Annotated in this window: 23 protein-coding genes; 10 read left to right on the top strand and 13 right to left on the bottom strand. The window is 52.8% G+C overall.

The features are described from left to right. The first annotated feature begins 8 nt into the window (after window positions 1–8). Window positions 9–350 (top strand): YhaI family protein, encoded by a 342-nt coding sequence (locus T260_RS130855; protein ID WP_011230157.1) that lies wholly within the window; start codon window positions 9–11, stop codon window positions 348–350. Here T260_RS130855 and T260_RS130850 read toward each other — a convergent pair. Next, window positions 343–948, bottom strand: a complete 606-nt coding sequence (locus T260_RS130850; protein ID WP_011230156.1) for an HTH-type transcriptional regulator Hpr — start codon at window positions 946–948, stop codon at window positions 343–345. The genes T260_RS130855 and T260_RS130850 overlap by 8 nt on opposite strands. Before the next feature lie 154 nt (window positions 949–1,102). On the opposite strand from T260_RS130850, the gene yhzF reads away from it, so the two are divergent. Beyond that, complete coding sequence (gene yhzF, locus T260_RS130845) at window positions 1,103–1,291, top strand: membrane protein YhzF (RefSeq protein WP_013146234.1); 189 nt, start codon at window positions 1,103–1,105, stop codon at window positions 1,289–1,291. A 94-nt stretch (window positions 1,292–1,385) separates the two neighbouring features. On the opposite strand, the gene T260_RS130840 is transcribed toward yhzF, so the two are convergent. The 7 genes from T260_RS130840 to T260_RS130810 form a co-directional block, all read right to left on the bottom strand. Next, window positions 1,386–1,910 (bottom strand): tryptophan transporter, encoded by a 525-nt coding sequence (locus T260_RS130840; protein WP_011230154.1) that lies wholly within the window; start codon window positions 1,908–1,910, stop codon window positions 1,386–1,388. 95 nt (window positions 1,911–2,005) lie between these two features. Then, window positions 2,006–3,088, bottom strand: coding sequence for a 3-phosphoserine/phosphohydroxythreonine transaminase (serC, locus tag T260_RS130835; protein ID WP_011230153.1), 1,083 nt, complete (start codon window positions 3,086–3,088; stop codon window positions 2,006–2,008). A 129-nt stretch (window positions 3,089–3,217) separates the two neighbouring features. Next, on the bottom strand, window positions 3,218–3,406 hold the full coding sequence (locus T260_RS130830; RefSeq protein WP_011230152.1) for a sporulation YhaL family protein: 189 nt from the start codon (window positions 3,404–3,406) through the stop codon (window positions 3,218–3,220). A gap of 112 nt (window positions 3,407–3,518) precedes the next feature. Then, complete coding sequence (locus tag T260_RS130825) at window positions 3,519–3,647, bottom strand: hypothetical protein (RefSeq protein WP_014194989.1); 129 nt, start codon at window positions 3,645–3,647, stop codon at window positions 3,519–3,521. Window positions 3,648–3,670: 23 nt separating this feature from the next. After that, complete coding sequence (gene yhaM, locus T260_RS130820; protein WP_011230150.1) at window positions 3,671–4,648, bottom strand: 3'-5' exoribonuclease YhaM; 978 nt, start codon at window positions 4,646–4,648, stop codon at window positions 3,671–3,673. 118 nt (window positions 4,649–4,766) lie between these two features. After that, the gene (locus tag T260_RS130815) at window positions 4,767–5,996 is read right to left on the bottom strand and encodes an ABC transporter permease (RefSeq protein ID WP_023633886.1); all 1,230 of its coding nucleotides are present in this window, start codon (window positions 5,994–5,996) and stop codon (window positions 4,767–4,769) included. Beyond that, complete coding sequence (locus T260_RS130810) at window positions 5,989–6,888, bottom strand: ABC transporter ATP-binding protein (RefSeq protein ID WP_023633887.1); 900 nt, start codon at window positions 6,886–6,888, stop codon at window positions 5,989–5,991. The genes T260_RS130815 and T260_RS130810 overlap by 8 nt, the downstream gene beginning before the upstream one ends. Window positions 6,889–7,037: 149 nt before the next feature. Between T260_RS130810 and T260_RS130805 the strand changes: the two genes are divergently transcribed. Then, window positions 7,038–7,223 (top strand): YhzD family protein, encoded by a 186-nt coding sequence (locus T260_RS130805; RefSeq protein WP_014194986.1) that lies wholly within the window; start codon window positions 7,038–7,040, stop codon window positions 7,221–7,223. 37 nt (window positions 7,224–7,260) lie between these two features. On the opposite strand, the gene T260_RS130800 is transcribed toward T260_RS130805, so the two are convergent. The 4 genes from T260_RS130800 to T260_RS130785 form a co-directional block, all read right to left on the bottom strand. After that, window positions 7,261–8,766, bottom strand: a complete 1,506-nt coding sequence (locus T260_RS130800; RefSeq protein WP_020278971.1) for a coproporphyrinogen III oxidase — start codon at window positions 8,764–8,766, stop codon at window positions 7,261–7,263. A gap of 214 nt (window positions 8,767–8,980) precedes the next feature. Beyond that, complete coding sequence (locus tag T260_RS130795) at window positions 8,981–9,844, bottom strand: Cof-type HAD-IIB family hydrolase (RefSeq protein ID WP_011230145.1); 864 nt, start codon at window positions 9,842–9,844, stop codon at window positions 8,981–8,983. Between the two features lie 133 nt (window positions 9,845–9,977). Further along, window positions 9,978–10,337 (bottom strand): YlbF/YmcA family competence regulator, encoded by a 360-nt coding sequence (locus tag T260_RS130790; RefSeq protein WP_021322507.1) that lies wholly within the window; start codon window positions 10,335–10,337, stop codon window positions 9,978–9,980. Window positions 10,338–10,408: 71 nt separating this feature from the next. Beyond that, window positions 10,409–11,542 carry a DUF445 domain-containing protein gene (locus T260_RS130785; protein WP_023633889.1) on the bottom strand — a complete coding sequence of 378 codons (1,134 nt, stop codon included), beginning with the start codon at window positions 11,540–11,542 and terminating at the stop codon, window positions 10,409–10,411. A 126-nt stretch (window positions 11,543–11,668) separates the two neighbouring features. On the opposite strand from T260_RS130785, the gene T260_RS130780 reads away from it, so the two are divergent. The 4 genes from T260_RS130780 to T260_RS130765 are packed head-to-tail and all read left to right on the top strand — an operon-like array spanning window position 11,669 to window position 16,324. Further along, window positions 11,669–12,745 (top strand): YheC/YheD family endospore coat-associated protein, encoded by a 1,077-nt coding sequence (locus T260_RS130780; protein WP_011230142.1) that lies wholly within the window; start codon window positions 11,669–11,671, stop codon window positions 12,743–12,745. 6 nt (window positions 12,746–12,751) lie between these two features. Further along, a complete protein-coding gene (locus tag T260_RS130775) occupies window positions 12,752–13,837 on the top strand; it encodes a YheC/YheD family endospore coat-associated protein (RefSeq protein ID WP_020278974.1) in 1,086 nt (361 codons plus the stop codon). Beyond that, the gene (locus tag T260_RS130770; protein WP_011230140.1) at window positions 13,815–15,164 is read left to right on the top strand and encodes a YheC/YheD family endospore coat-associated protein; all 1,350 of its coding nucleotides are present in this window, start codon (window positions 13,815–13,817) and stop codon (window positions 15,162–15,164) included. Before T260_RS130775 ends, T260_RS130770 begins: the two co-directional genes overlap by 23 nt. Beyond that, on the top strand, window positions 15,158–16,324 hold the full coding sequence (locus tag T260_RS130765; RefSeq protein WP_011230139.1) for a YheC/YheD family endospore coat-associated protein: 1,167 nt from the start codon (window positions 15,158–15,160) through the stop codon (window positions 16,322–16,324). Before T260_RS130770 ends, T260_RS130765 begins: the two co-directional genes overlap by 7 nt. Here the strand turns inward: T260_RS130765 and T260_RS130760 are convergent. Then, window positions 16,284–16,685: a hypothetical protein gene (locus tag T260_RS130760; RefSeq protein ID WP_011230138.1), complete on the bottom strand. Its 402-nt coding sequence runs from the start codon at window positions 16,683–16,685 to the stop codon at window positions 16,284–16,286. The two genes, T260_RS130765 and T260_RS130760, sit on opposite strands and share 41 nt — an antisense overlap. Window positions 16,686–16,800: 115 nt before the next feature. Between T260_RS130760 and T260_RS130755 the strand changes: the two genes are divergently transcribed. The 3 genes from T260_RS130755 to T260_RS130745 form a co-directional block, all read left to right on the top strand. After that, on the top strand, window positions 16,801–16,989 hold the full coding sequence (locus T260_RS130755) for a hypothetical protein (protein ID WP_011230137.1): 189 nt from the start codon (window positions 16,801–16,803) through the stop codon (window positions 16,987–16,989). 239 nt (window positions 16,990–17,228) lie between these two features. After that, complete coding sequence (locus T260_RS130750) at window positions 17,229–18,119, top strand: PucR family transcriptional regulator (RefSeq protein ID WP_011230136.1); 891 nt, start codon at window positions 17,229–17,231, stop codon at window positions 18,117–18,119. A 128-nt stretch (window positions 18,120–18,247) separates the two neighbouring features. After that, a partial coding sequence (locus T260_RS130745; RefSeq protein WP_023633890.1) for an ABC transporter ATP-binding protein occupies window positions 18,248–18,727 on the top strand: 480 nt, incomplete at its 3' end.

An 18,727-nucleotide genomic window follows, 5' to 3' on the forward strand; every position in this document is an offset into this window, starting at 1 on the left:
CACGATATATGGAATCGTTGGAAAAGCGAGTGGCCAAGCTGGAATTTCACCAGTCTCTGCTGATGGAAATGATCGACGAAACGAAAAAACCATTTTATTCCCTCATCATCCGCGCGGATTTGACCAAAGAAGAAGTCGACGCCTTCTTGGCGTTTTGCCAAGAGCTTGCCGACCAATACGAACAGCAAAAAGCGGAAGGGTTGACGATTTTCACTCCCCTGCTCGTGCAGTTTGCTGGGATGCTTCATCCGAACCTTCCGCTGGAACAGACAGTTGACGCTCTTTTGGCCCAACAAATGTTTGTCCCGCTGATGACCGAGCTGAAAACGCTCATTCGCACCATCAGTTAGCCTGGCTGGCCAATTCTTTCTCGTGCTCTTCCGTTTTCGGCTTTCGCTTGACAAGTTTGCCGTCCTGCTCGATAAAATCTTCTTTAATGTTTTCAAACGCCCGCTCAAAAATTTCCATGAAATCATCGCCATAAATGTTGCGGACGATGCACATCATTTCTAAAATTTCTGGAAACTTTCCGTACAACTCGCGCAACGGCAACGCCCCATTGAAAACGGCATTTTTCGTCGGGTCATACGTCTCCATCAGCTTCATCAACACTTCTTCTCCTTTTTCCGTCAACTCAATGTACGTATTGCGCTTGTCATCCTGTTTTTTGGAAAACGAAAGCAATCCTTTTTCTTCTAATTTCTTTGAGAAGTTGAACGCCGTCGACACATGCATCACACCGAACTTGGCGATTTCCGAAATCGAGGCTCCTTTGAAGTGGTAGGCGATCCATAAAATGTGATGTTCGTTAATGTTCAAGTCAAACGGCTTGATCCACCGCTGCCAATCTTTTTCAATCGATTTCCATAGCGCTTTGCTCAGCTGGGCAATTCGTTGGCTGAATAACATCGCCTCTTTGATGGAATAATGCTGTTCTGTCGCTTTCATCGTTCCACCCACTCTTCCCTCACCGTATTTTTTACTCTCCATTATATCAATAAAACAAAAAGGAATAAAGACAAAAGTATTTATTTTTATGATTTTTTTTGCATATTCATAGTAGTAAGCATAAGGCGCTTGGCGCATACAGGAGGAGAATGCCATGGTGTATATACAATGGCTGCTTATCGCTGTCGGATTCTTATTTTTCTGTCTTTTTATAAACGCATTTTTCGCCTTATGGAAAGCGCGGGCGTACCCGCCGAAAGCATTGCTGAAAGAACGGACTTTGCGCTATATTGGAATAGCGTTCATTTGCTTGCTCACCGCTTGGCTTCTCAGCTATGTCTAATACGCGTTAAAAACAAATGGAGCATAAGTATTTTTTTCCTACTCTCTCTTTGATAGCAAAAAACCCGACCAGCAATGATCGGGTTTTTCGCCGTCTACACGTGCGCTGTAACGTTCATCCGTCGGAAAATCGACGATGCGATCGGATAGATGATGGCCATCGCCACTGCGTTCAACGCCGCTGTCGGCAGCACGATGGTGACAAACAGCGCCGAAAACGTCGCTCCGCCCGGCAACCCGACAAGCAAGAGCGCCGCAGCCAAAAACACCCCGCCGGAAATGACCGTGCCGACTGCCGCCAGCACTGAAGCCCCAATGACCGTTTGGCTGTATGCTTTCATCAAAGTCGCTAGGGCAAACACGACAAAGGCGGTGATGATCTTATCGATCATATTCGGCAGCTGTCCGCCCGGGAACGTCGTCGTCATGGCTGAGATCAAGCCAGTGACGACGCCGACAAGGCCGACCGCTTTGACGTTTGGAAAAAGCAAAATCGCCAAAAACATCATCGCCAGCATCATATCCGGCTTCATTCCGAAAAACAACCCCGGAATGACCGCGTGCAACACGGCTCCGATTCCGACTAACAGCGCCATCGATACTAATGCTCTCACATTCATGCTCATCTCTCCTCATCTCTCCTCGTCTATATCTTTTGCTCGAGAATTTTTCTATCATTATATCACTTTGCAGTGTAAAAGTGAAGAAGAAATTTTCAGGCAAAACGGCGGCGGAACTCGTTCATAAACGACGCGAGCGCTTCGCACGCCTCAAGCGGCACCGCGTTGTAAATCGACGCCCGGCAGCCGCCAACCGATCGGTGCCCGCCGAGCCCGACAAACCCGCGTTCTTTCGCCTCGGCGAGGAACGTTTTCGTCAGCTCCTCATTTGGAAGCGTAAAGGTGACGTTCATGAGCGAACGGCTCCCCTTTTCGGCGTGCGGTTTGTAAAAGCCGCCGCTTTCATCAATCGCCTCATACAGCACGGCCGCCTTTTGCTGGTTGCGCTCTTCCATCGCCGCCACACCGCCTTGCTCTTCGACCCATTCGAGCACGAGCGACAGCATGTAAATCGCAAACGTCGGCGGCGTGTTGTACAGCGAATTGCTCTTCTGGTGCGTCCGGTAATCAAGCATCGTCGGCAGCCCGTCCGGAATGCGCTCAAGCAAATCGTTGCGGAGAATGACAACCGTGACTCCTGACGGGCCGAGATTTTTCTGCGCCCCGGCGTAAATGAGGGCAAATTGACTGACATCGAACGGACGGCTTAAAATATCGCTCGACATATCCGCGACCAAGTCAACCGGCGTGTTTGGAAATTCCTTCCATTGAGTGCCGAAGATCGTGTTGTTTGACGTAATATGGACATAGGCGGCGTTTTTCGGCCATTGGACGTCATCAAGCGGCGGAATGTATGTGTAGTTCGCTTCTTTGCTCGAAGCGACGACCGTTGTCAAACCGATTTTTTGCGCTTCTTTCAGCGCTTTCTCCGACCATGCCCCGGTCAGCACATAACAGCCGATTTTCCCTTCCGTGAGGAGGTTCATCGGCACCATTGAAAACTGCAGGCTCGCCCCGCCTTGCAAAAATAAAATGTCATATCCGTCCGGCACATTTAGAAGCCGCTTGAGCCGCTCTTTCGCCGCATGATGGACAGCCTCGTATTCCTTGCTTCGGTGGCTTAATTCCATAACCGACATGCCGGTGTTTTGAAAATTAAGCAGCTCTTTTTGCGCCCGTTCAAGCACCGGAAGCGGCAGCGCTGACGGGCCGGCGTTGAAGTTGTACGCGCGTTTCATTGTCATCCCTCACTTTGCCTCCTGGTAGTCCATTGATATTATTATCCTAGCACGATTCGCAAAAAAAGAAAGAGAATTTTTCGAAAAAAACGCTTTCAAACGAAATCTTCCAAAAAAAGAAAGCCCCTGCTATTGCAAGGACTTCGCTTGTTTCCGCCGCTCGCGCTCCTTTCGGATGCGCTCCATGTAAATCTCCCCTTCTTTTTCAATGAATGCTTCGTCGATTTCCCGCTCACGCGCCGCCGTTTTTACGGTCATATAGCCGCTGAAAATAATGCCGGCAACAACCAAATACACCCACCAAGGCAAACTGAGCATCGCCATTCCCCCTTGTATGCTTGTCTTGTACTTAGTACACTATACGCGCAACAAGGGGGCAGTATGCATGGAGAAAGAGGCGGGAAAGCCGCCTCTTTCTTAGGGACAACGCTTATGCTTCGTTTCGCTTCTTCTTTGTTTTCTTCTTCGCTTTCTTCCACTGTCGGCGCAGCTCGTTCAACTCTTCTTTCGCCTGTTCATACTGAGTCGTCGGGACGATTTCAATGATCGGTTCGATCATGATCATCCCCCCTTTTTCCGCCCCTACTCTTTACTACCCGGATTTTTTGGCTTTGAAACAGACAAAAACGCTGGTTTGTAAAACGAGCGGTTGTCAAGGGCAAAAACGCGTTCCGTAAACTCGCCCGGCTTCACCTTCTCGAGCGCGCGGTCGATCATCGTAATTTTCGCATCCAAATTGTCAATGTAATGAAGCACCTCAGCTTCTTTGACGAGCGGCGGCTTCGGGCTGCCCCACTCCGCCTTGCCATGATGCGCGAGCACAAGATGTTGCAAAATGACAACTTCTTCACCTTGAATGCCGAGCTGTTCCGCCGCCTTGCTGATCTCGCTCACCATGATCGAAATGTGTCCGAGCAAATTTCCTTCAAGCGTATACGCCGCCGATACCGGACCGGATAGTTCAATCACTTTGCCAAGGTCATGCAAAATGACGCCGGCATAAAGCAAATCTTTATTGAGCGACGGATAGAGATGGATGAGCGCCTTGGCGAGCTCGAGCATCGACACGACGTGGTACGCCAGTCCGGAGATAAATTCATGATGGTTTTTCGTCGCCGCTGGATACTCAAAAAACGCCTTTTCGTATTTTTTCAACAAATAGCGGGTAATGCGCTGGATGTTTGGATTTTCCATCGCAAATATGTATTCCATGACTTTCGCCTTCATTTCCTCGCGGCCGAGCGGAGCCTTCTCCAAAAAGTCATCGATGCGCACGGCATCGCCCGGATGAGCAGGACGGATCGAACGGATGCGCAGCTGCAATTTGCCACGGTAGTTATGGATGTCTCCCGCCACTTTGACGATGCACTCCGGCACATACCGCTCTTCGTCATCCGGCGAGACATCCCACAGTTTGGCTTCAATGTCGCCGCTTTTATCTTGCAAAATCAAAGTTAAGAACGGCTTGCCGTTGCTGGCGATGCCTTTCGTTGCTGATTTGATGAGTAAAAAGAGATCAACTTGTTCCCCAACCTCATAATGGATGATGCCTTTCGCCACTTCGTTCTCCTCCGTTTCTCTGTACGTACTTTCTAGTATATCATAACGGTTAGAGGGCAAAAAGAAAGCCTTGCCGAAACGGCAAGGAAACATTGGCCCAAACGCCCCGTCACGCTGTTTATTTTTTTGTTAGCTGAATGGCCCGTTTTATATCCTTGAAAATGTTCATTCGTCCATACATCAGCACACCGCCTCGATACACTTTGGCGCCAAAATAGATCAGCAAGGCAATCGTCGCCGCTAAAAGCACAAGGCAAAGCGCCACTTCCCACCCCGGCACGGAAACGAGGCCGATGCGCAAAAACATGAGCATCGGAGCGAAAAAGGGAACAAACGAGGCGCCGGTCACGAACGCCGACTCTGGCGCATTCAAGCCAAACATCGCGATCATAAATGCAGCGACAACCAACATCATGACCGGCGTAATCGCCGGCTGCACATCTTCGACCCGGCTGACGAGCGAACCGAGCACGGCAAATAGCACCGCATACAAGAGGTAACCGAGCAAGAAAAAAACGAGTGCATACACAAATATCGATGCCGGCAGGTGGTCAAATCCGAGGAAACGCCACACTTCCTGCCCGCTCGTTTTTAACGCGGCGAAAGCGACGGCGAAAAAAACGAAAAATTGCGTCAAGCTCACAAGAGCAACGCCGATGATTTTGCCAAACAGCTGTTGGACCGGCGGGACGCTTGACACTAAAATTTCCATCACGCGCGACGATTTTTCCGTCGCCACCTCCGTCGCAATCATTCCTCCATACATCAAAACAAACATATACATCGCGAAAAGAAGGACATAAACAAGAGCGCGCGCTTGGTTCAACTCCTCTTCCGTCTTCGCGTTTTTTTCCAATGCCACCTTTTGGAACGGAACCGGTTTGTAAAGCTCTGCCATTTGTTCATCCGTCAGGCCGAGCTTAGCGGCTGAAAGCGCTGTTTTCAGCTGGCTTAGCGCTCGTTTGAGTTCGTCAGGCGTCTGATTGTCCACAATCGTATTGGCATAATACACCGCTTCCGGCAATCCTTCCGCATCCATGGACAATACGAGCAATCCGTCCCATTTGCCTTCTTTGACTGCTTCTTTCGCTTCGTTTTCCATATCCGTAATTTTCGTCAACGCGATTTGGTCATGGCTTACCTGCTTCTCAAGCGGACCGTACAAAGATCCCGTGCGGTCAATGACCGCGACATGAGTCTTTTCATCACCGGTGAAAAACTCGATGATCGGCTGAATGTTGGCCACCCCGATGATCAACAGGCAAGTGATGGCGGTTGTCACAAGAAATGCTTTCGCCCTCAGCTTCGTTCCATACGTATGCCCCGCCACAAGGAAAAACTTATTCATACGCCGCACCTACTTTTTCAATAAAGATATCATTCAGAGACGGTTCTTCCAAGGCAAACAGACGAACCGCGACTTTTCCTGCTATATGGCCGAGTATCGCTTGTGCCGTCTCCTCATTGGCGATTTGCAGCCGCACCCCTTCCGCCGTCCTCTTCCACTGCAAAACGCCAGGAAACCGCGCCAATTCTTCAAACGGCCCGTCCCCTTGAATAACAAGGATTTGTTTGCCAAACGAACGTTTCAGTTCACGCAGCGCTCCAGCCACCACCGCGCGGCCGCGGCGCAAAATGCAGACATGTTCGCACAGCTCTTCCACATGTTCCATCCGATGACTCGAGAAGACAATGGTCGTGCCGTTCCGTTTTAAATCAAGCACCGCTTCTTTCAACAGTTCAACGTTCACCGGATCAAGACCGCTGAATGGCTCATCCAAGATTAATAGCTTCGGTCGATGAAGCACAGCAGCGATAAACTGGATTTTTTGTTGGTTGCCTTTCGACAGCTCCTCCACCCGCTTGTTGGCATAATCGCGGATATGGAAGCGCTCAAGCCAGCGGTCGATTTCTGGAAGAATATCCGTCTTCTTCATTCCACGCAACCGCCCTAAATACAAAAGCTGCTCTTGCACGTTCAGCTTCGGGTACAACCCGCGCTCTTCCGGCAAATAGCCGATCAGATGGCCTTTCGAGTAATCAATCGGTTCGCCTTGCCAACGGATCACCCCTTCCGTCGGGAGCAGAAGGCCTAAAATCATGCGAAAGGTCGTCGTTTTTCCCGCTCCGTTCGCCCCAAGCAATCCGAACATCTCCCCTTCTGGAACCGTCAACGTCAAATGGTCGACGGCCGTCGCCTGACCAAACCGTTTCGTCACCTCAATGATCTCTAAACTCATCCACATTCCCCCAACGTAAAACAAATTTTCCATCCACATTATTAAAACGTGCAGTCTCAAAAAAAGTTTCAGACAGAAGCAGGAATTTGCCTATCAAACCTCTAAATGAAAGAGAAATGAATGATGATTCAGCGAAAGGAGATGGTGACATGCCGATGTATACGTTGACCGCTTTTGAGCGCGACGGAGAAAAATTGCTCGATGAAACGTTTGAAGCAGCCAATGATGAAGAAGCGAAAAAAATCGGTGAACAAAAGCTGCGCGAGCGCGGCTGTTGGGACAAAACACACCGTTGCGTCAATGCCAGCGGCAAGCTCATTTTATTTCACCGCTAATCAAAACACCCCGGGGTTGTTCCCGGGGTGTTGTTATTTATCCAAATATTTCCTTTAATATATTGATTTTCTCTTCCGTATATTCGGCGAAATGCTCGTTGTACACTTTCGGCTCTTTGGGGTTCGCCTGGCGGGTGATTTTCCGCGTTTTCGGATCGACAAACTTGCTTGATGCCCCGCAGCCAAGGCCGATGATCGACTGCTGCTCTTCCATGATCATAATGTTGTATATGCTCTCTTGACCTGGCAGCGCGTAGCCGACGTTTTCAAGGTTGCCGAGAATGTTTTTTTGTCGATACAAATAGTAAGGGACATAACCGTGTTCCTTTGTCCATTCTTGGGCAGCCTTCATCATCGCCTGCACTTCCTCGCGGCTGGCGACTTTGTACTTTTGTTTGTTCTTTGTCATTTCCGACGCCCGTTTAAATGACAGCGTGTGGATGGTGAGCGATTCCGGCATGAGCCGCTCCGTCTCGGCGAGCGTATGCGTAAATTCCGCCAGACCCTCGCCGGGCAGTCCGATGATTAAATCCATATTAATGTTGTTCATACCCATTTGCCTTGCTAAATGAAACTTGTGGATCGTCTCTTCGACCGTATGATGGCGCCCGATCGCTTTTAACGTCTCCTGAATGTAGGATTGCGGGTTAATGCTGATGCGGTCGATCCGCCACTTTTTCAACACTTCGAGCTTCTCCGGCGTAATCGTATCCGGACGCCCGGCTTCGACCGTGATTTCGCGGACGCGGTCGACGTCTGGAAATACGTCATACATATGAGCGTACAGCCGGTCCATCTCGTCGGCCGTAATGCTCGTCGGCGTCCCGCCGCCATAGTAAATCGTTGTGATGCGGATGCCGCGCTCGCGCAAAAAGCGGCCGACCGCCTCCATTTCGTAATGAAGGCCGGCCAAAAAGGCGTCGACCGACCCTTGGCGGCCGTTGATGGCGTACGCCGGAAATGTGCAATAGGCGCATTTCGTTGGGCAAAATGGAATGCCGATATAGATGCTCACTTCGTGGGCCAAATCGTATAAATCCGGAACGACCGTGAGCTGACGATCCACGATCGCTTGCATTAATTCGATTTTTTCGTTTGTCACTAAATACTCTTCAGCCAGCTTCCGGTGCGCCTCTTCTTTCGAAAGGCCTGAGCGCAAAAGCTGATGAAGCAGCTTGACCGGACGAACGCCGGTCAGCACGCCCCACGGCTGAATGAGGCCGGTAGAACGCTCAAGCAACGTCAAATAGACATGCAAAACGGCGTTTTTCAGCTGTTTTTCGTACGTTTTCCCGTCAGCATCCGCCGGCGTGCTGCATTCATGACTCGCTTCCTCAACGCGCCCGGACGTCTTGTCGAGAAGCGTCCCAGAAACAGCGATGCACCCGTCTTTCTTGACGGAAAACATAACGGCCATATCGGCCTCGGGAAGCGGCGCGAGCGACAGCTCCGGCGCTTCGAAGAACAGCTCGGTCATCACTTCGAGCGGGCGCTGAAACCGTTCCGGATGCGGCAGTCCTTGAATTTCGATCCGCACGTTCATCACCTTTTCTTTCAAACTTCTTTCAGTGTACTGAACGGCTGTTTCCTTCGTCAAGCGGAAGAATGCACCTTTGCCGCCGACTTTATGGAAATGACTCTCGCCCGGCCAACTAGATTAAAAAAGCCGGGCATTCGCTCCGGCCTCATTTTTATGATTTTCGTGAAAACGGCAAGCGCCAGTTGTCCGCTCACGGTTCGCTCCCCGTTCAAGCTGCTTACTGTTTCGTTTTGAGTTTTTGCAAAAACTCGATCCGTTGCTGTTTGCGGAAATGTTCTTTCACCATGTAGGCGACGCCGAGCTGTTCGTTCGAACGCGTCACCCAGTCGGCCGCCCGCTTCACCTCAAGCGGTGCGTTCCCCATGGCGACGCCGAGCCCAGCCGCTTCAATCGCCGGCAAATCGTCAAGGCCGTCACCGATCATCACCGTTTCTTTCAACGATACGCCGATATGTTGAGCCAGCCGGCGCAACCCCGCGAGTTTAGACACTCCTTGCGGGACAATTTCCATTTTTCCGTTTGGCTGCATAATCATATCAATGGACGGAATCGATTTCGTCAATAAAGCGGCCGCTGCATCCCTCTCTTCGTCTGTAGCAAAATATACATCAATTTTCGGCACAGCGATCGGTTCGTCGATCAGCACATCGCCAAGTGAATCGACAAATTGGGTCGGATAGAAAAACGGGTCGCTTGAGGAGAGAACCGTTTGCACGACAAGGTTTTTCTTCACTTTCTTCCGATTGCCGAGCGAATACCGCTCATGCATGAGGCGGATGTTGCAGTTGAAGTTTTCCAAAATTTGCACGATATTAAACGTCCGCTCCTCAGGGATCACGGCGTCAAACAGCCTATCATCAAGCGTTCTGGCAATCATCGCTCCTTGGAATGCAATGAGCATCCCATCAAGCCGCAGCGCTTTCGCCACTTTGCGGGCGGAAAGCAAATTGCGGCTCGTGATTAACGTAACATAAACTCCTTTTTTCTTCACATAGTCGACCGCCTCTTTTGTTTCGCGCGGCAGGCGGCCGTTGTTTTTTAAAATCGTTCCGTCAATGTTGAGCGCCAACAGCTTATACACGGCTGTCTCCCCCTTTTGTCCGTCTCAACCTCTCTTGCCGCCGCCAGCAAGCTGGCGGCGGCTTTGCATTCCTTATCATTTTCATGACTATGACGAAACGGACAAAAAAAGAACACCCGACCGGGTGTTTTTCCTATCTTCCTTCCATGAATGAACGGTGCAACTCCTCAAGCGGCTTCATGGCGATTTGCTGAACCTCGGCAATGGTCATGCTCATTTGCTGCTCGAGCGCCATCAGGCGGGCGAGTTTCTCGTTTTGCTGGGCGAGCGCCATCGCCTTTTGCGCCTGTTCGATTTCATCAGGCAAAATGGCCGCCCCGCGCATCTGTTTTTCATGGAGCTGAAGCTGGATGTCGCGGACATTCGCGAACATTCGATAGGCGGTTTCATCTCGGCGGACATCTTCGTATGCCCGTTTCAGCTGCTGAAACGGCTCGCTCGCCCGAATCGCCTGCTCAAGCTGTCTAGCGAGCGCATGAAGGGGTTCAGACATAAAAAGAGCCTCCTATACGAATATCGTTCACGTTCTAACGTATGCGCCATCTGGCGGCGATATGCCACAGCCTACAGCCATAAGCCAATGACACCTTGAACGGCGCCGATCAGCCCGCCAAGCAAAGCGCCCAAATACGTAATCATCTTTAGTTCACGGCGGGCGATCGATAAAATGATCGCTTCCAATCGTCGTAATGAAAACGACTCCACTTGGTCGCGGACAATATCCGCCAACCCAAGCTGTGCAACAATCGCCTCGATTTTGTCGCTTAACAGGCAACTGACCGTTGCCGCCGCCTGCGGGATGAGGCGGTCAAACAATGGTTGCCCGTACGGAGCGATCAGCTCATCAAGCGGGCGATGCAGCCAGCCGCCGCTTTGCACCAAGCGGCGGGCAGCCGACCGCACTGCTTCATCGATGCGCCGGCGGCCGATCATCTCTTCCACGGTTGCGAGCGGATAGTCCAACCATTTGTTCCACTCCGTCCAAAGAAGGCGGGAGAGCACCTCTCTTGTGCCAGCATGGCGCAAAAATTTACCGAGCTCCGCCTGCACCTTATCGACGAAATTGACATTGCCAAGCAACATCTGCAGCATATTTCCAACCATCCCGCGCTCTTGGAAAAAACGCTCGATCATGCTGGAAATCTGCTGCTTTCCCTCCTCGCTGCGAAAGTAGTCAAGCGTCCTGTCGGCCAAATAACCCGCTAGACTTTCGACGCGCGCTTCCATCGTCTGCTTCAACTCCGCTGGCAATACATCGCGTATCGGCCGCAGACGCCACGTTTCGCTCCACCGTTCATACGCTCGCTCAGCTTGCTCGGCCGCCATCGCTTCGAGCCGCTCGGCGGGAGAGCGAATACCGAGGCGTTCAAGCAACTCAGCCGGCGTTTCTTTGCGCGCAAGCCACTTTCGAAGCCATTCCCGCCCCCACTCGGCCATCTCGGCCGTAAAGGACGGATCCATGAGTTTGCGCCGCAATCCTTCCGGCGTCACCAAATGCTCCACGACCGTTTTCCCGAGCTGTTCGGCCAGCTCCCGCCGCCGCTTTGGAATCAATCCCGGCGTAAACGGCAGCCGTTTTCCAAACACGTACATCGGCTCATATGGGCGAAACAGCATCACGATGGCGATAAAATTCGTCACCCCGCCAATGAGCGCCCCGACCGCCACCATAAACAGCAAATAAACGAACGTTTCCATCCTCTTCTCCTTCCGTCCCCGCCGCTGTCACCAAACGGCGTCCGTCATCATACGATGGCGATATAAACGTTTGCCTAATTGTTCATTATAGAGCTTGCCTGACGAATGCGCAAATGAGGGACTGCGATGAGCAAACAACGAACGATGGCTGTGCTGACGGAAATCAATGAAACAAGTGAACGGGCTGCCTTTGGATCCATCCATCATTTTTGCGAGGAATTGGCGGCATATGCTAGAAAGCGTGGTCTCTTTTTTTACGTGTCCTCGCCGGCGCTTTACTTAGAGGGAGTCGGCTATCAGTGGACCGAAAGCGGATGGGGCAAGCGGGACGTGCCTCCAGCCGATGTCGTTTACAATCGCCTTCACTCGCGCAAGCTCGAACGCTCCCCTTTGTTTGCCGAGCTGCTCGCTCGGCTTGCCGAAGAAAACGGGATGATGTTCAACCATCGCTTTTTGCATAAATGGGAAGTGCACTGCCATTTTGAGCGGCACGAGTACTTGCACCCGCACTTGCCGAAAACGGCGCTCTGGAGCGGTCAACATACGCTTGAGGCGTTCCTTGACGCTTTCCCATCCGTCTTTCTCAAGCCGATCTATGGCAGCCAAGGGCGAGGGATTTTCTGCCTCCAACATTCGGACGACGGAATTTGTCTTCGCCATTCCACTTCCGCTTCAACGGCCGTATATCGTTCGATGGACGCTTTAGCTTCCGCTTTGCGGCAACAAATCCGAACGCCGATGATCATCCAACAAGGGCTTGAGCTTCGCACCCTCGACGGCCGCCCGGTCGATTTTCGCCTGCTTTGTCATCGCGCCCGCCACAATGATTGGCGCGTCACTTCCGCCGTCGCCCGCGTAGCGCCGCCCGATCAGTTTGTCGCTAACCTTGCCCGCGGCGGAGAACTGATGGCGGTCAATGATGTCTTGCGGAAGTGGTATACGAGAGCTGACGCGTTCCAGCAAAAACAGCTTCTGAAAGAAATCGCACTGGAATCCGCCGCCGTTCTCGCCTCGGAAGCGGAGGGACTGTATGGAGAGTTTGGCGTTGATCTTGCCATTGACATCCATGGCCAGCCGTGGATCATCGAGGTGAATACGAAGCCGTCGAAACAGACGGATATGGCCGCTTCCTACCAATCGGTCCGCCCGTCGGCGAAGGCGATCATCGACTATAGTTTGACATTGATGGAGGAAAAGGAGTGAACCGTTTTGCTTTCACTCGGTTTTGTCACCCTTGACGAACAGCAAGACCACACGTATTGCACTGAGGTGGCGAAATGCGCCAGACGCTACGGCATTTCCGTCTGCCGCTTTTCGCCGCTTGGCATCGATCCGCAGACGGAAAACGTCCGCGGCTTTCTCTTTCAAGAGGAAACGAACGAATGGACAAACGCCGTCTTTGCCATTCCGCCATTTTTATATGACCGCTGCTTTTACGGCAATGATGAGCGGTCCAAAAAAGCAAAACCGATTATGAACTGGTTGAAGCAGCGGCCTGACCTCACGTTTTTAGGCTATGGCCTGCCGGGCAAATGGGACGTATATGAAGCGCTCTCCTCTCACCCGCTCTTGTCCGCATACGTGCCTCCGACTGTCCGGCTTGAGCGCGCCGATGATGTGCTTGCGCTTCTCCGCCGCGAACAAGCCGCCATCGCCAAGCCGGTGCACGGCTCCGGAGGACGCGGTATTTGCATCTTTCAAAAGAAAGGGAAGGCGCTGTCCGTCCAAGACAGTCACGGTCAAGAACAGGCCGTCATTGCCCGCCGAAGCGAGCTGGAACAGCTCCTCGCCTCTTGGAGCCGCCGCGGCGAGTATGTCCTGCAGCCATTGCTTCAGCTATCGACCCCGGAGGGTGAACCGTTTGACCTCCGCATTCTTTTGCAAAAGGATGAAAACGGACGCTGGGTGGAGCGGGTGCGGGCCGTGCGAGTCGGCCGACCGGGGGCATGGGTGGCCAACGTCCGCGCCGGCGCGGACATTCGTCCGTTTTCCGAGTGGCTCGACCGCCTTTCCTCTTCAAAACGTCTCTTCGTGCTCGATGGCGTTGAGACGATCATCCGCACGCTGCCAGTTTATATGGATCACACGTTCGGTCCTTTGTTTGAAATCGGCTTGGATCTTGGTGCAACCGACAACGGGGCGGTGTGGATTTTGGATGTCAATTCCAAGCCGGGGAGAAAAGTGGCGCATCTTCTGCCCCCGGAGCAACAAAACGAACTGTACGAAGCGCCGCTTCGGTATTGCTTGTTTTTGGCCAGAGGAGGAAAAGCCAATGACCTACACGTTGATCATTGACGAACAACAAACAAATACGGTGATTCTTCCCGCCACGCTCCAAGCATCTAGGCAAACATCAGCCGCGTTCGGCAGCCTTGTCACCCCATGCCGGGTCATTTCTTCCCCCCGTCTTGTCGACCGTGTGATTGTGGCGCATGACGTTGCCCGATGCTTGTCGATCCCATTTGCCGCTGACGTTCATGTCTTTTTGACCGATGAAGCTGTTCACTTCGGGCCGCTTGTCGGCATTTTGACCGCCGGATTCACAAAGTCGCTCCACCGCCCGGTCGGCAGCCGGAGCTTCTTTTTTGCCAAGTTGCTGGCGCAAGAAAAGCAAGTCGGCGGATTTGCCTTTTTGTTTGGCGCGCCCCATATTGACTGGGAAAACGGCATGACGAACGGCTATTTTTACACAGAGCGCGGCTGGGAACGCCATACGGTGCCGTTGCCGAATGTCGTTTACAACCGGCTGCCAAACCGGCGCGTCGAAAAGGAGGAAACGTTTCAAACGATGACGAAGACGCTGCAAACCACCTACGGCATCCCGATCTTTAACGGGTGTTTTTTCAACAAATGGGACATTTACCGCCGGCTCGCTGCCCATCCGAAGGCGCAGCCGTATTTGCCGGCGACGTCCGCCCACGTGACGCAGCACACCATTGAGCAGTTTCTTGCCCGCTACCGTGAAGCGTACATCAAGCCGGCCGACGGCAGCCTCGGCCGCGGCATTTATCATTTAGCGAAAAAAAACGCCTATGAATGCCGGTTCCGCGATGAAAGCGGAGAAATACAAACAGTGCTGTTTCCCACCGCCATGGCGGTGTGGCATCATTTGCTCGCCCATGCGCCGCTTCACCGCTATGTCATCCAACAAGCGGTTCCGCTTCTTGCCGTCAACGGCCGACCGGCTGATTTCCGCGTTCACGTTAACAAAAACGAACACGGCATATGGCAAGTGAGCGCCATCGCCGCCAAAATCGCTGGAAAACAAAGCATCACGACCCATATGAACAGCGGAGGCATCGTCAAAACGCTGGAAGAAATTTTCCCGGATGCCGCCGAGCGCGAAATCATGCTCGCCCGTCTTTCTGACGCCGCCCTTACGCTCAGCCGTTGCCTTGATGAAGCATCAGAAACGTTGATCGGCGAAATCGGTTTTGACCTTGGTGTTGACCAACAAGGAAGGATTTGGATGTTTGAAGCCAATTCCAAACCCGGACGGTCGATTTTTAAGCATCCAAAATTAAAGGACGCAGACGAACGAACAGCGCGGTTGCCGCTCGCTTACGCCGTCCACCTCAGCAAAACAGCCATCACCGAACCCGAGGCGCTTTGGCCATGCTGACGATCGGCTACCGTCCTGACACCGGCGAGTGGGTGTGCAACAGTCCGGGCGGCCCTTATCGATTCGGCAGCGGCTGGGTTGCTCCCGCCGCTGTCCTTCCCGATCTCGTCTTTCCCGTCCGCGAGCAAGATGGACGGGTGGGACCGCTCGTCGGCGTGCTGATCAGCGCCTCGTCCCTTTCCGCTTTGCTGGCTGGGAAAAAGCCGTGGCTTGAAACCGTCATCCGCTCCATCCACAAAGCCGGCGGCATCTCCGTCGTCAGTGCGGCCGCCGGCATCGGAGAGAAAACGGTCTCCGGATATCTATTCGTTCCGACGCTTCATCGTTTCATCGAAGCGGCCGCTCCACTGCCCGATGTCGTCTACAATCGAGTAAAAAGCCGCGAAGAAGAAGAAAGCGAGCCGTTTCAAACGGCGGCTGCCCAGTTGAGCGCCCATGGCGTTCCACTTGTCAACCGCTCTTTTTTCCGCAAATCGGACGTTTATGACGCGCTGCGGTCCGACCGCCGGCTCTGGCCGCATCTATTGCCGACGGCGCCTGTCCAAACAGCGACCGATCTTCGCGCTTGGCTCCGCCAATACAGCTGCATTTACTTGAAGCGGGATGACGGCGCCAGAGGAATGGGGCTGTTTCGTCTCACCGCCTTGTCAGAGACGGAAGCCATTTGCGAATATCCGGGCGGCCAAAAACGGTTCTGCTCGCTCGATGCGCTCGCATCACTCATTCAGTCCGGCCGCTACATCGCCCAAGCATTGGCTGAAACGGACGAGTGGAATGGACGCCGCTACGATTTGCGCGTGCTCGCCCATTGGCACAACGGCCGCCATACGATCACCGGCATCGGTGTTCGTTCGGCCGACGTCGAGTCAGTGACGACCCATGTGTTTCATGGCGGAACCATCCTCCCGTACAAAGAAGTCAAGGAACGCATCGATGAAGCGGCGCTCGAGCGGCTTATTGCCTTGAGCGGCGCACGCCTTGGCGAACGGTTTGGCTTTGTCGGCGAGTTTTCCGCCGACATCGGCGTCGGAAGCGAACAGCAGCTTTACATTTATGAAATCAACGCCAAGCCGATGGTGTTTGATGAGCCGGAGATTGAGGCACGGCGGCTTGAGAGGCTCAATCAGCTGTTTGCCGAGCTCGCTCATCGTACGCCATAGCTAGAAACTGGCCGCTGTAGCGAAGCGCCTGGCGGAACACAGCATCAACCGCTTGTTTGGCGGCTCCATTTAAGCTTTGGCAGACGTTCTGGCATAACATCGCTTTTTCCCACTCAGCCGCCGCCATGGCTTGCAAGAGATCACAACGAGGTGCGCCTGCTTTGCTTTGCTCTCTTTCCGCTCGACCGTCGGCGTTAGCCCCAGCAACTAAATAATGCACGTATTGCCAAAGTTTACGCTGCCGCTCGGCTTCAGCCAAATAGACCGCCCATGCCTCATCCGTTTCCATCTCAGCGAGCTGCCGGGCTTTTTCTTCCGCCGCGGCGGTTGTTTCGAGCAATTTTTTGATCAGCATGATCATCGCGTGCCGCCCCTTTCTTCCCGCTTGTCCTCTTTCATCCATATGAATGGCATGGATAGCGTATGCCTCTTTTGGACAAACTTTAGGAAAAACGATGAGAGGAAGGAGCGAGATGATGGAACGAAATGAAGCCGAGCGCCGGGATTCATTGTACGAAGGACGCGATGAATACTATATGGACATCGACCGCATGATCAACGAAGGGATGGCCGGAGGTGCTGTGTACGGCCACGGCGATGACGTCAACATTGAGGAAGCGCGCGATCTTGTCAAAGAAGAGCCGCCGTACGAAGCCGGCCAGTAAACGGAGCCGATTTTCCCGCCTCGGGAAAGTCGGCCTTTTGTTTTATGAAGCCTCTCCGCTAATGCGTTAGGCAGGGATCGTTCGAAACGACCGCTGTTGGCCAAGCCGCCCGTTCATCCTGCGGCTTTCCCGCTTTCATCCATTGTCTTTCTTTCCATTCGCGGAGATTTGGTATAATGAAAACAACGCCGATTCCTCTTCGGCGTGACATCATCCTTGACGGAAAGTGGTGCGCCGCGATGCTAAAAGAGCTCGAATCGCTTTATGAAGGGGACATCGTCATCAACGGTCAGCCGGAACACCCCGAAGATTACGAATGGTTTTATACCGCCGATGGCGATGAGATCGGCATCGCCAAGCATCGATTGACAGAGCAGGAGCGGCGATTGCTGGCGCTTTTTTTCACCCCCGCCGAGCGCCGACGCGAACCGGAAAGCGAAGAGGAGCGGGCATGGAAACGATGGATGGCAACCGGCGACCCAGCCGCGCTCGCTCGGCTCGCTGCTCCGTATTGCCGGTTCATTCATTTTACAGCCAGCCGGCCGATCGCCAACAAAGAGGAGTTTGCTGACGCTGTTCGCGGCTTATTTTCCTCCCCGGTTGCCATCGTCTGGGAACAAGATCGGCGCGGGCTGATCGTCGAAGCGAAACAAAAGCGGACGACGGAGCCGCCTTCGTTAGCGGACATGGCTGAGGCGCTCGCCGCTGATTTTTATACTGCCATTCATTTATTGATCGGCCCAATCCGCTCCGTCGATGAACGGCTATATGAATCGTTTCTCCTTGAAAAAGAGTGTTTTTCCGCCGCTCGGCGCTTTTGGCCGAAACGAACGGTGTACGAATGGGAAGACGTCATTCCGCTTCCGCTCTTTGAAGAAGGAGCAGTCAGTGAGAAAGCCCGCCGGACCCTCTCGTTTCTTGACGGATTCGACGAGGAGGAAGTGCGGGCGATGGAGACGTTTTTGCAATGCAACTTAAACGTCTCGATGGCAGCGAAAAAGCTGTATATGCACCGCAATAGTTTGCAATATCGAATCGATAAATGGACGGAGCAAACTGGTGTTGACATCAAACGGTTCAAAGGGGCGGCAGCCGTCTATTTGGCTATCTTGCACCGGCGCCGTTCGTAATCCCCCGCTTTTTTGTCATGTCGCCGAAAATCGGCGGCATTTTTTGTGCACCTCGTCCATTTACGAATGTTCCTATTTTTCTATACACTAATGGCAAGAAAACGATTTCGGCGATGAGGAGGATGGTTATGGCAGAACTCATTCTTGATCATATTTACAAAATTTACGACAACAATGTGGTCGCCGTCAAAGACTTCAATTTACATATTCAAGACAAAGAGTTTATCGTATTTGTCGGCCCGTCCGGCTGCGGCAAATCCACCACGTTGCGGATGATCGCCGGCCTTGAGGAAATTTCCAAAGGCGATCTTTACATCGACGGCAAACGAATGAACGATGTGCCGCCGAAAGACCGCGACATCGCCATGGTGTTCCAAAACTACGCTCTGTATCCACATATGAGCGTCTATGACAACATGGCGTTCGGTTTAAAACTGCGCAAATTCCCGAAAGCGGAAATTGACAAACGCGTCCGCGAGGCGGCGCGCATTCTTGGGCTCGAGCAATATTTGGACCGCAAACCGAAAGCGCTCTCCGGCGGGCAGCGGCAGCGCGTGGCATTGGGACGGGCCATCGTCCGCTTTTCGGCCTACTTTTGGAATCGCGGT

Origin of the sequence: Geobacillus thermopakistaniensis (assembly GCF_000498995.1) — a bacterium.
Taxonomy (GTDB): Bacteria; Bacillota; Bacilli; order Bacillales; family Anoxybacillaceae; genus Geobacillus; species Geobacillus thermoleovorans.

Bases quoted from the DNA above. Each gene is read 5' to 3' on its own strand.
- T260_RS130780 (WP_011230142.1), top strand. From the start codon at position 11,669: ATGAGCAAACAACGAACGATGGCTGTGCTGACGGAAATCAATGAAACA.
- T260_RS130760 (WP_011230138.1), bottom strand. From the start codon at position 16,685: ATGATCATGCTGATCAAAAAATTGCTCGAAACAACCGCCGCGGCGGAA.
- T260_RS130805 (WP_014194986.1), top strand. From the start codon at position 7,038: ATGCCGATGTATACGTTGACCGCTTTTGAGCGCGACGGAGAAAAATTG.
- T260_RS130825 (WP_014194989.1), bottom strand. From the start codon at position 3,647: ATGATCGAACCGATCATTGAAATCGTCCCGACGACTCAGTATGAACAG.
- T260_RS130770 (WP_011230140.1), top strand. From the start codon at position 13,815: ATGACCTACACGTTGATCATTGACGAACAACAAACAAATACGGTGATT.
- T260_RS130755 (WP_011230137.1), top strand. From the start codon at position 16,801: ATGGAACGAAATGAAGCCGAGCGCCGGGATTCATTGTACGAAGGACGC.
- yhzF (WP_013146234.1), top strand. From the start codon at position 1,103: ATGGTGTATATACAATGGCTGCTTATCGCTGTCGGATTCTTATTTTTC.
- T260_RS130810 (WP_023633887.1), bottom strand. From the start codon at position 6,888: ATGAGTTTAGAGATCATTGAGGTGACGAAACGGTTTGGTCAGGCGACG.
- T260_RS130840 (WP_011230154.1), bottom strand. From the start codon at position 1,910: ATGAATGTGAGAGCATTAGTATCGATGGCGCTGTTAGTCGGAATCGGA.
- T260_RS130790 (WP_021322507.1), bottom strand. From the start codon at position 10,337: ATGTCTGAACCCCTTCATGCGCTCGCTAGACAGCTTGAGCAGGCGATT.
- T260_RS130815 (WP_023633886.1), bottom strand. From the start codon at position 5,996: ATGAATAAGTTTTTCCTTGTGGCGGGGCATACGTATGGAACGAAGCTG.
- T260_RS130850 (WP_011230156.1), bottom strand. From the start codon at position 948: ATGAAAGCGACAGAACAGCATTATTCCATCAAAGAGGCGATGTTATTC.
- T260_RS130765 (WP_011230139.1), top strand. From the start codon at position 15,158: ATGCTGACGATCGGCTACCGTCCTGACACCGGCGAGTGGGTGTGCAAC.
- T260_RS130750 (WP_011230136.1), top strand. From the start codon at position 17,229: ATGCTAAAAGAGCTCGAATCGCTTTATGAAGGGGACATCGTCATCAAC.
- serC (WP_011230153.1), bottom strand. From the start codon at position 3,088: ATGAAACGCGCGTACAACTTCAACGCCGGCCCGTCAGCGCTGCCGCTT.
- T260_RS130800 (WP_020278971.1), bottom strand. From the start codon at position 8,766: ATGAACGTGCGGATCGAAATTCAAGGACTGCCGCATCCGGAACGGTTT.
- T260_RS130785 (WP_023633889.1), bottom strand. From the start codon at position 11,542: ATGGAAACGTTCGTTTATTTGCTGTTTATGGTGGCGGTCGGGGCGCTC.
- T260_RS130830 (WP_011230152.1), bottom strand. From the start codon at position 3,406: ATGCTCAGTTTGCCTTGGTGGGTGTATTTGGTTGTTGCCGGCATTATT.
- T260_RS130855 (WP_011230157.1), top strand. From the start codon at position 9: ATGGAATCGTTGGAAAAGCGAGTGGCCAAGCTGGAATTTCACCAGTCT.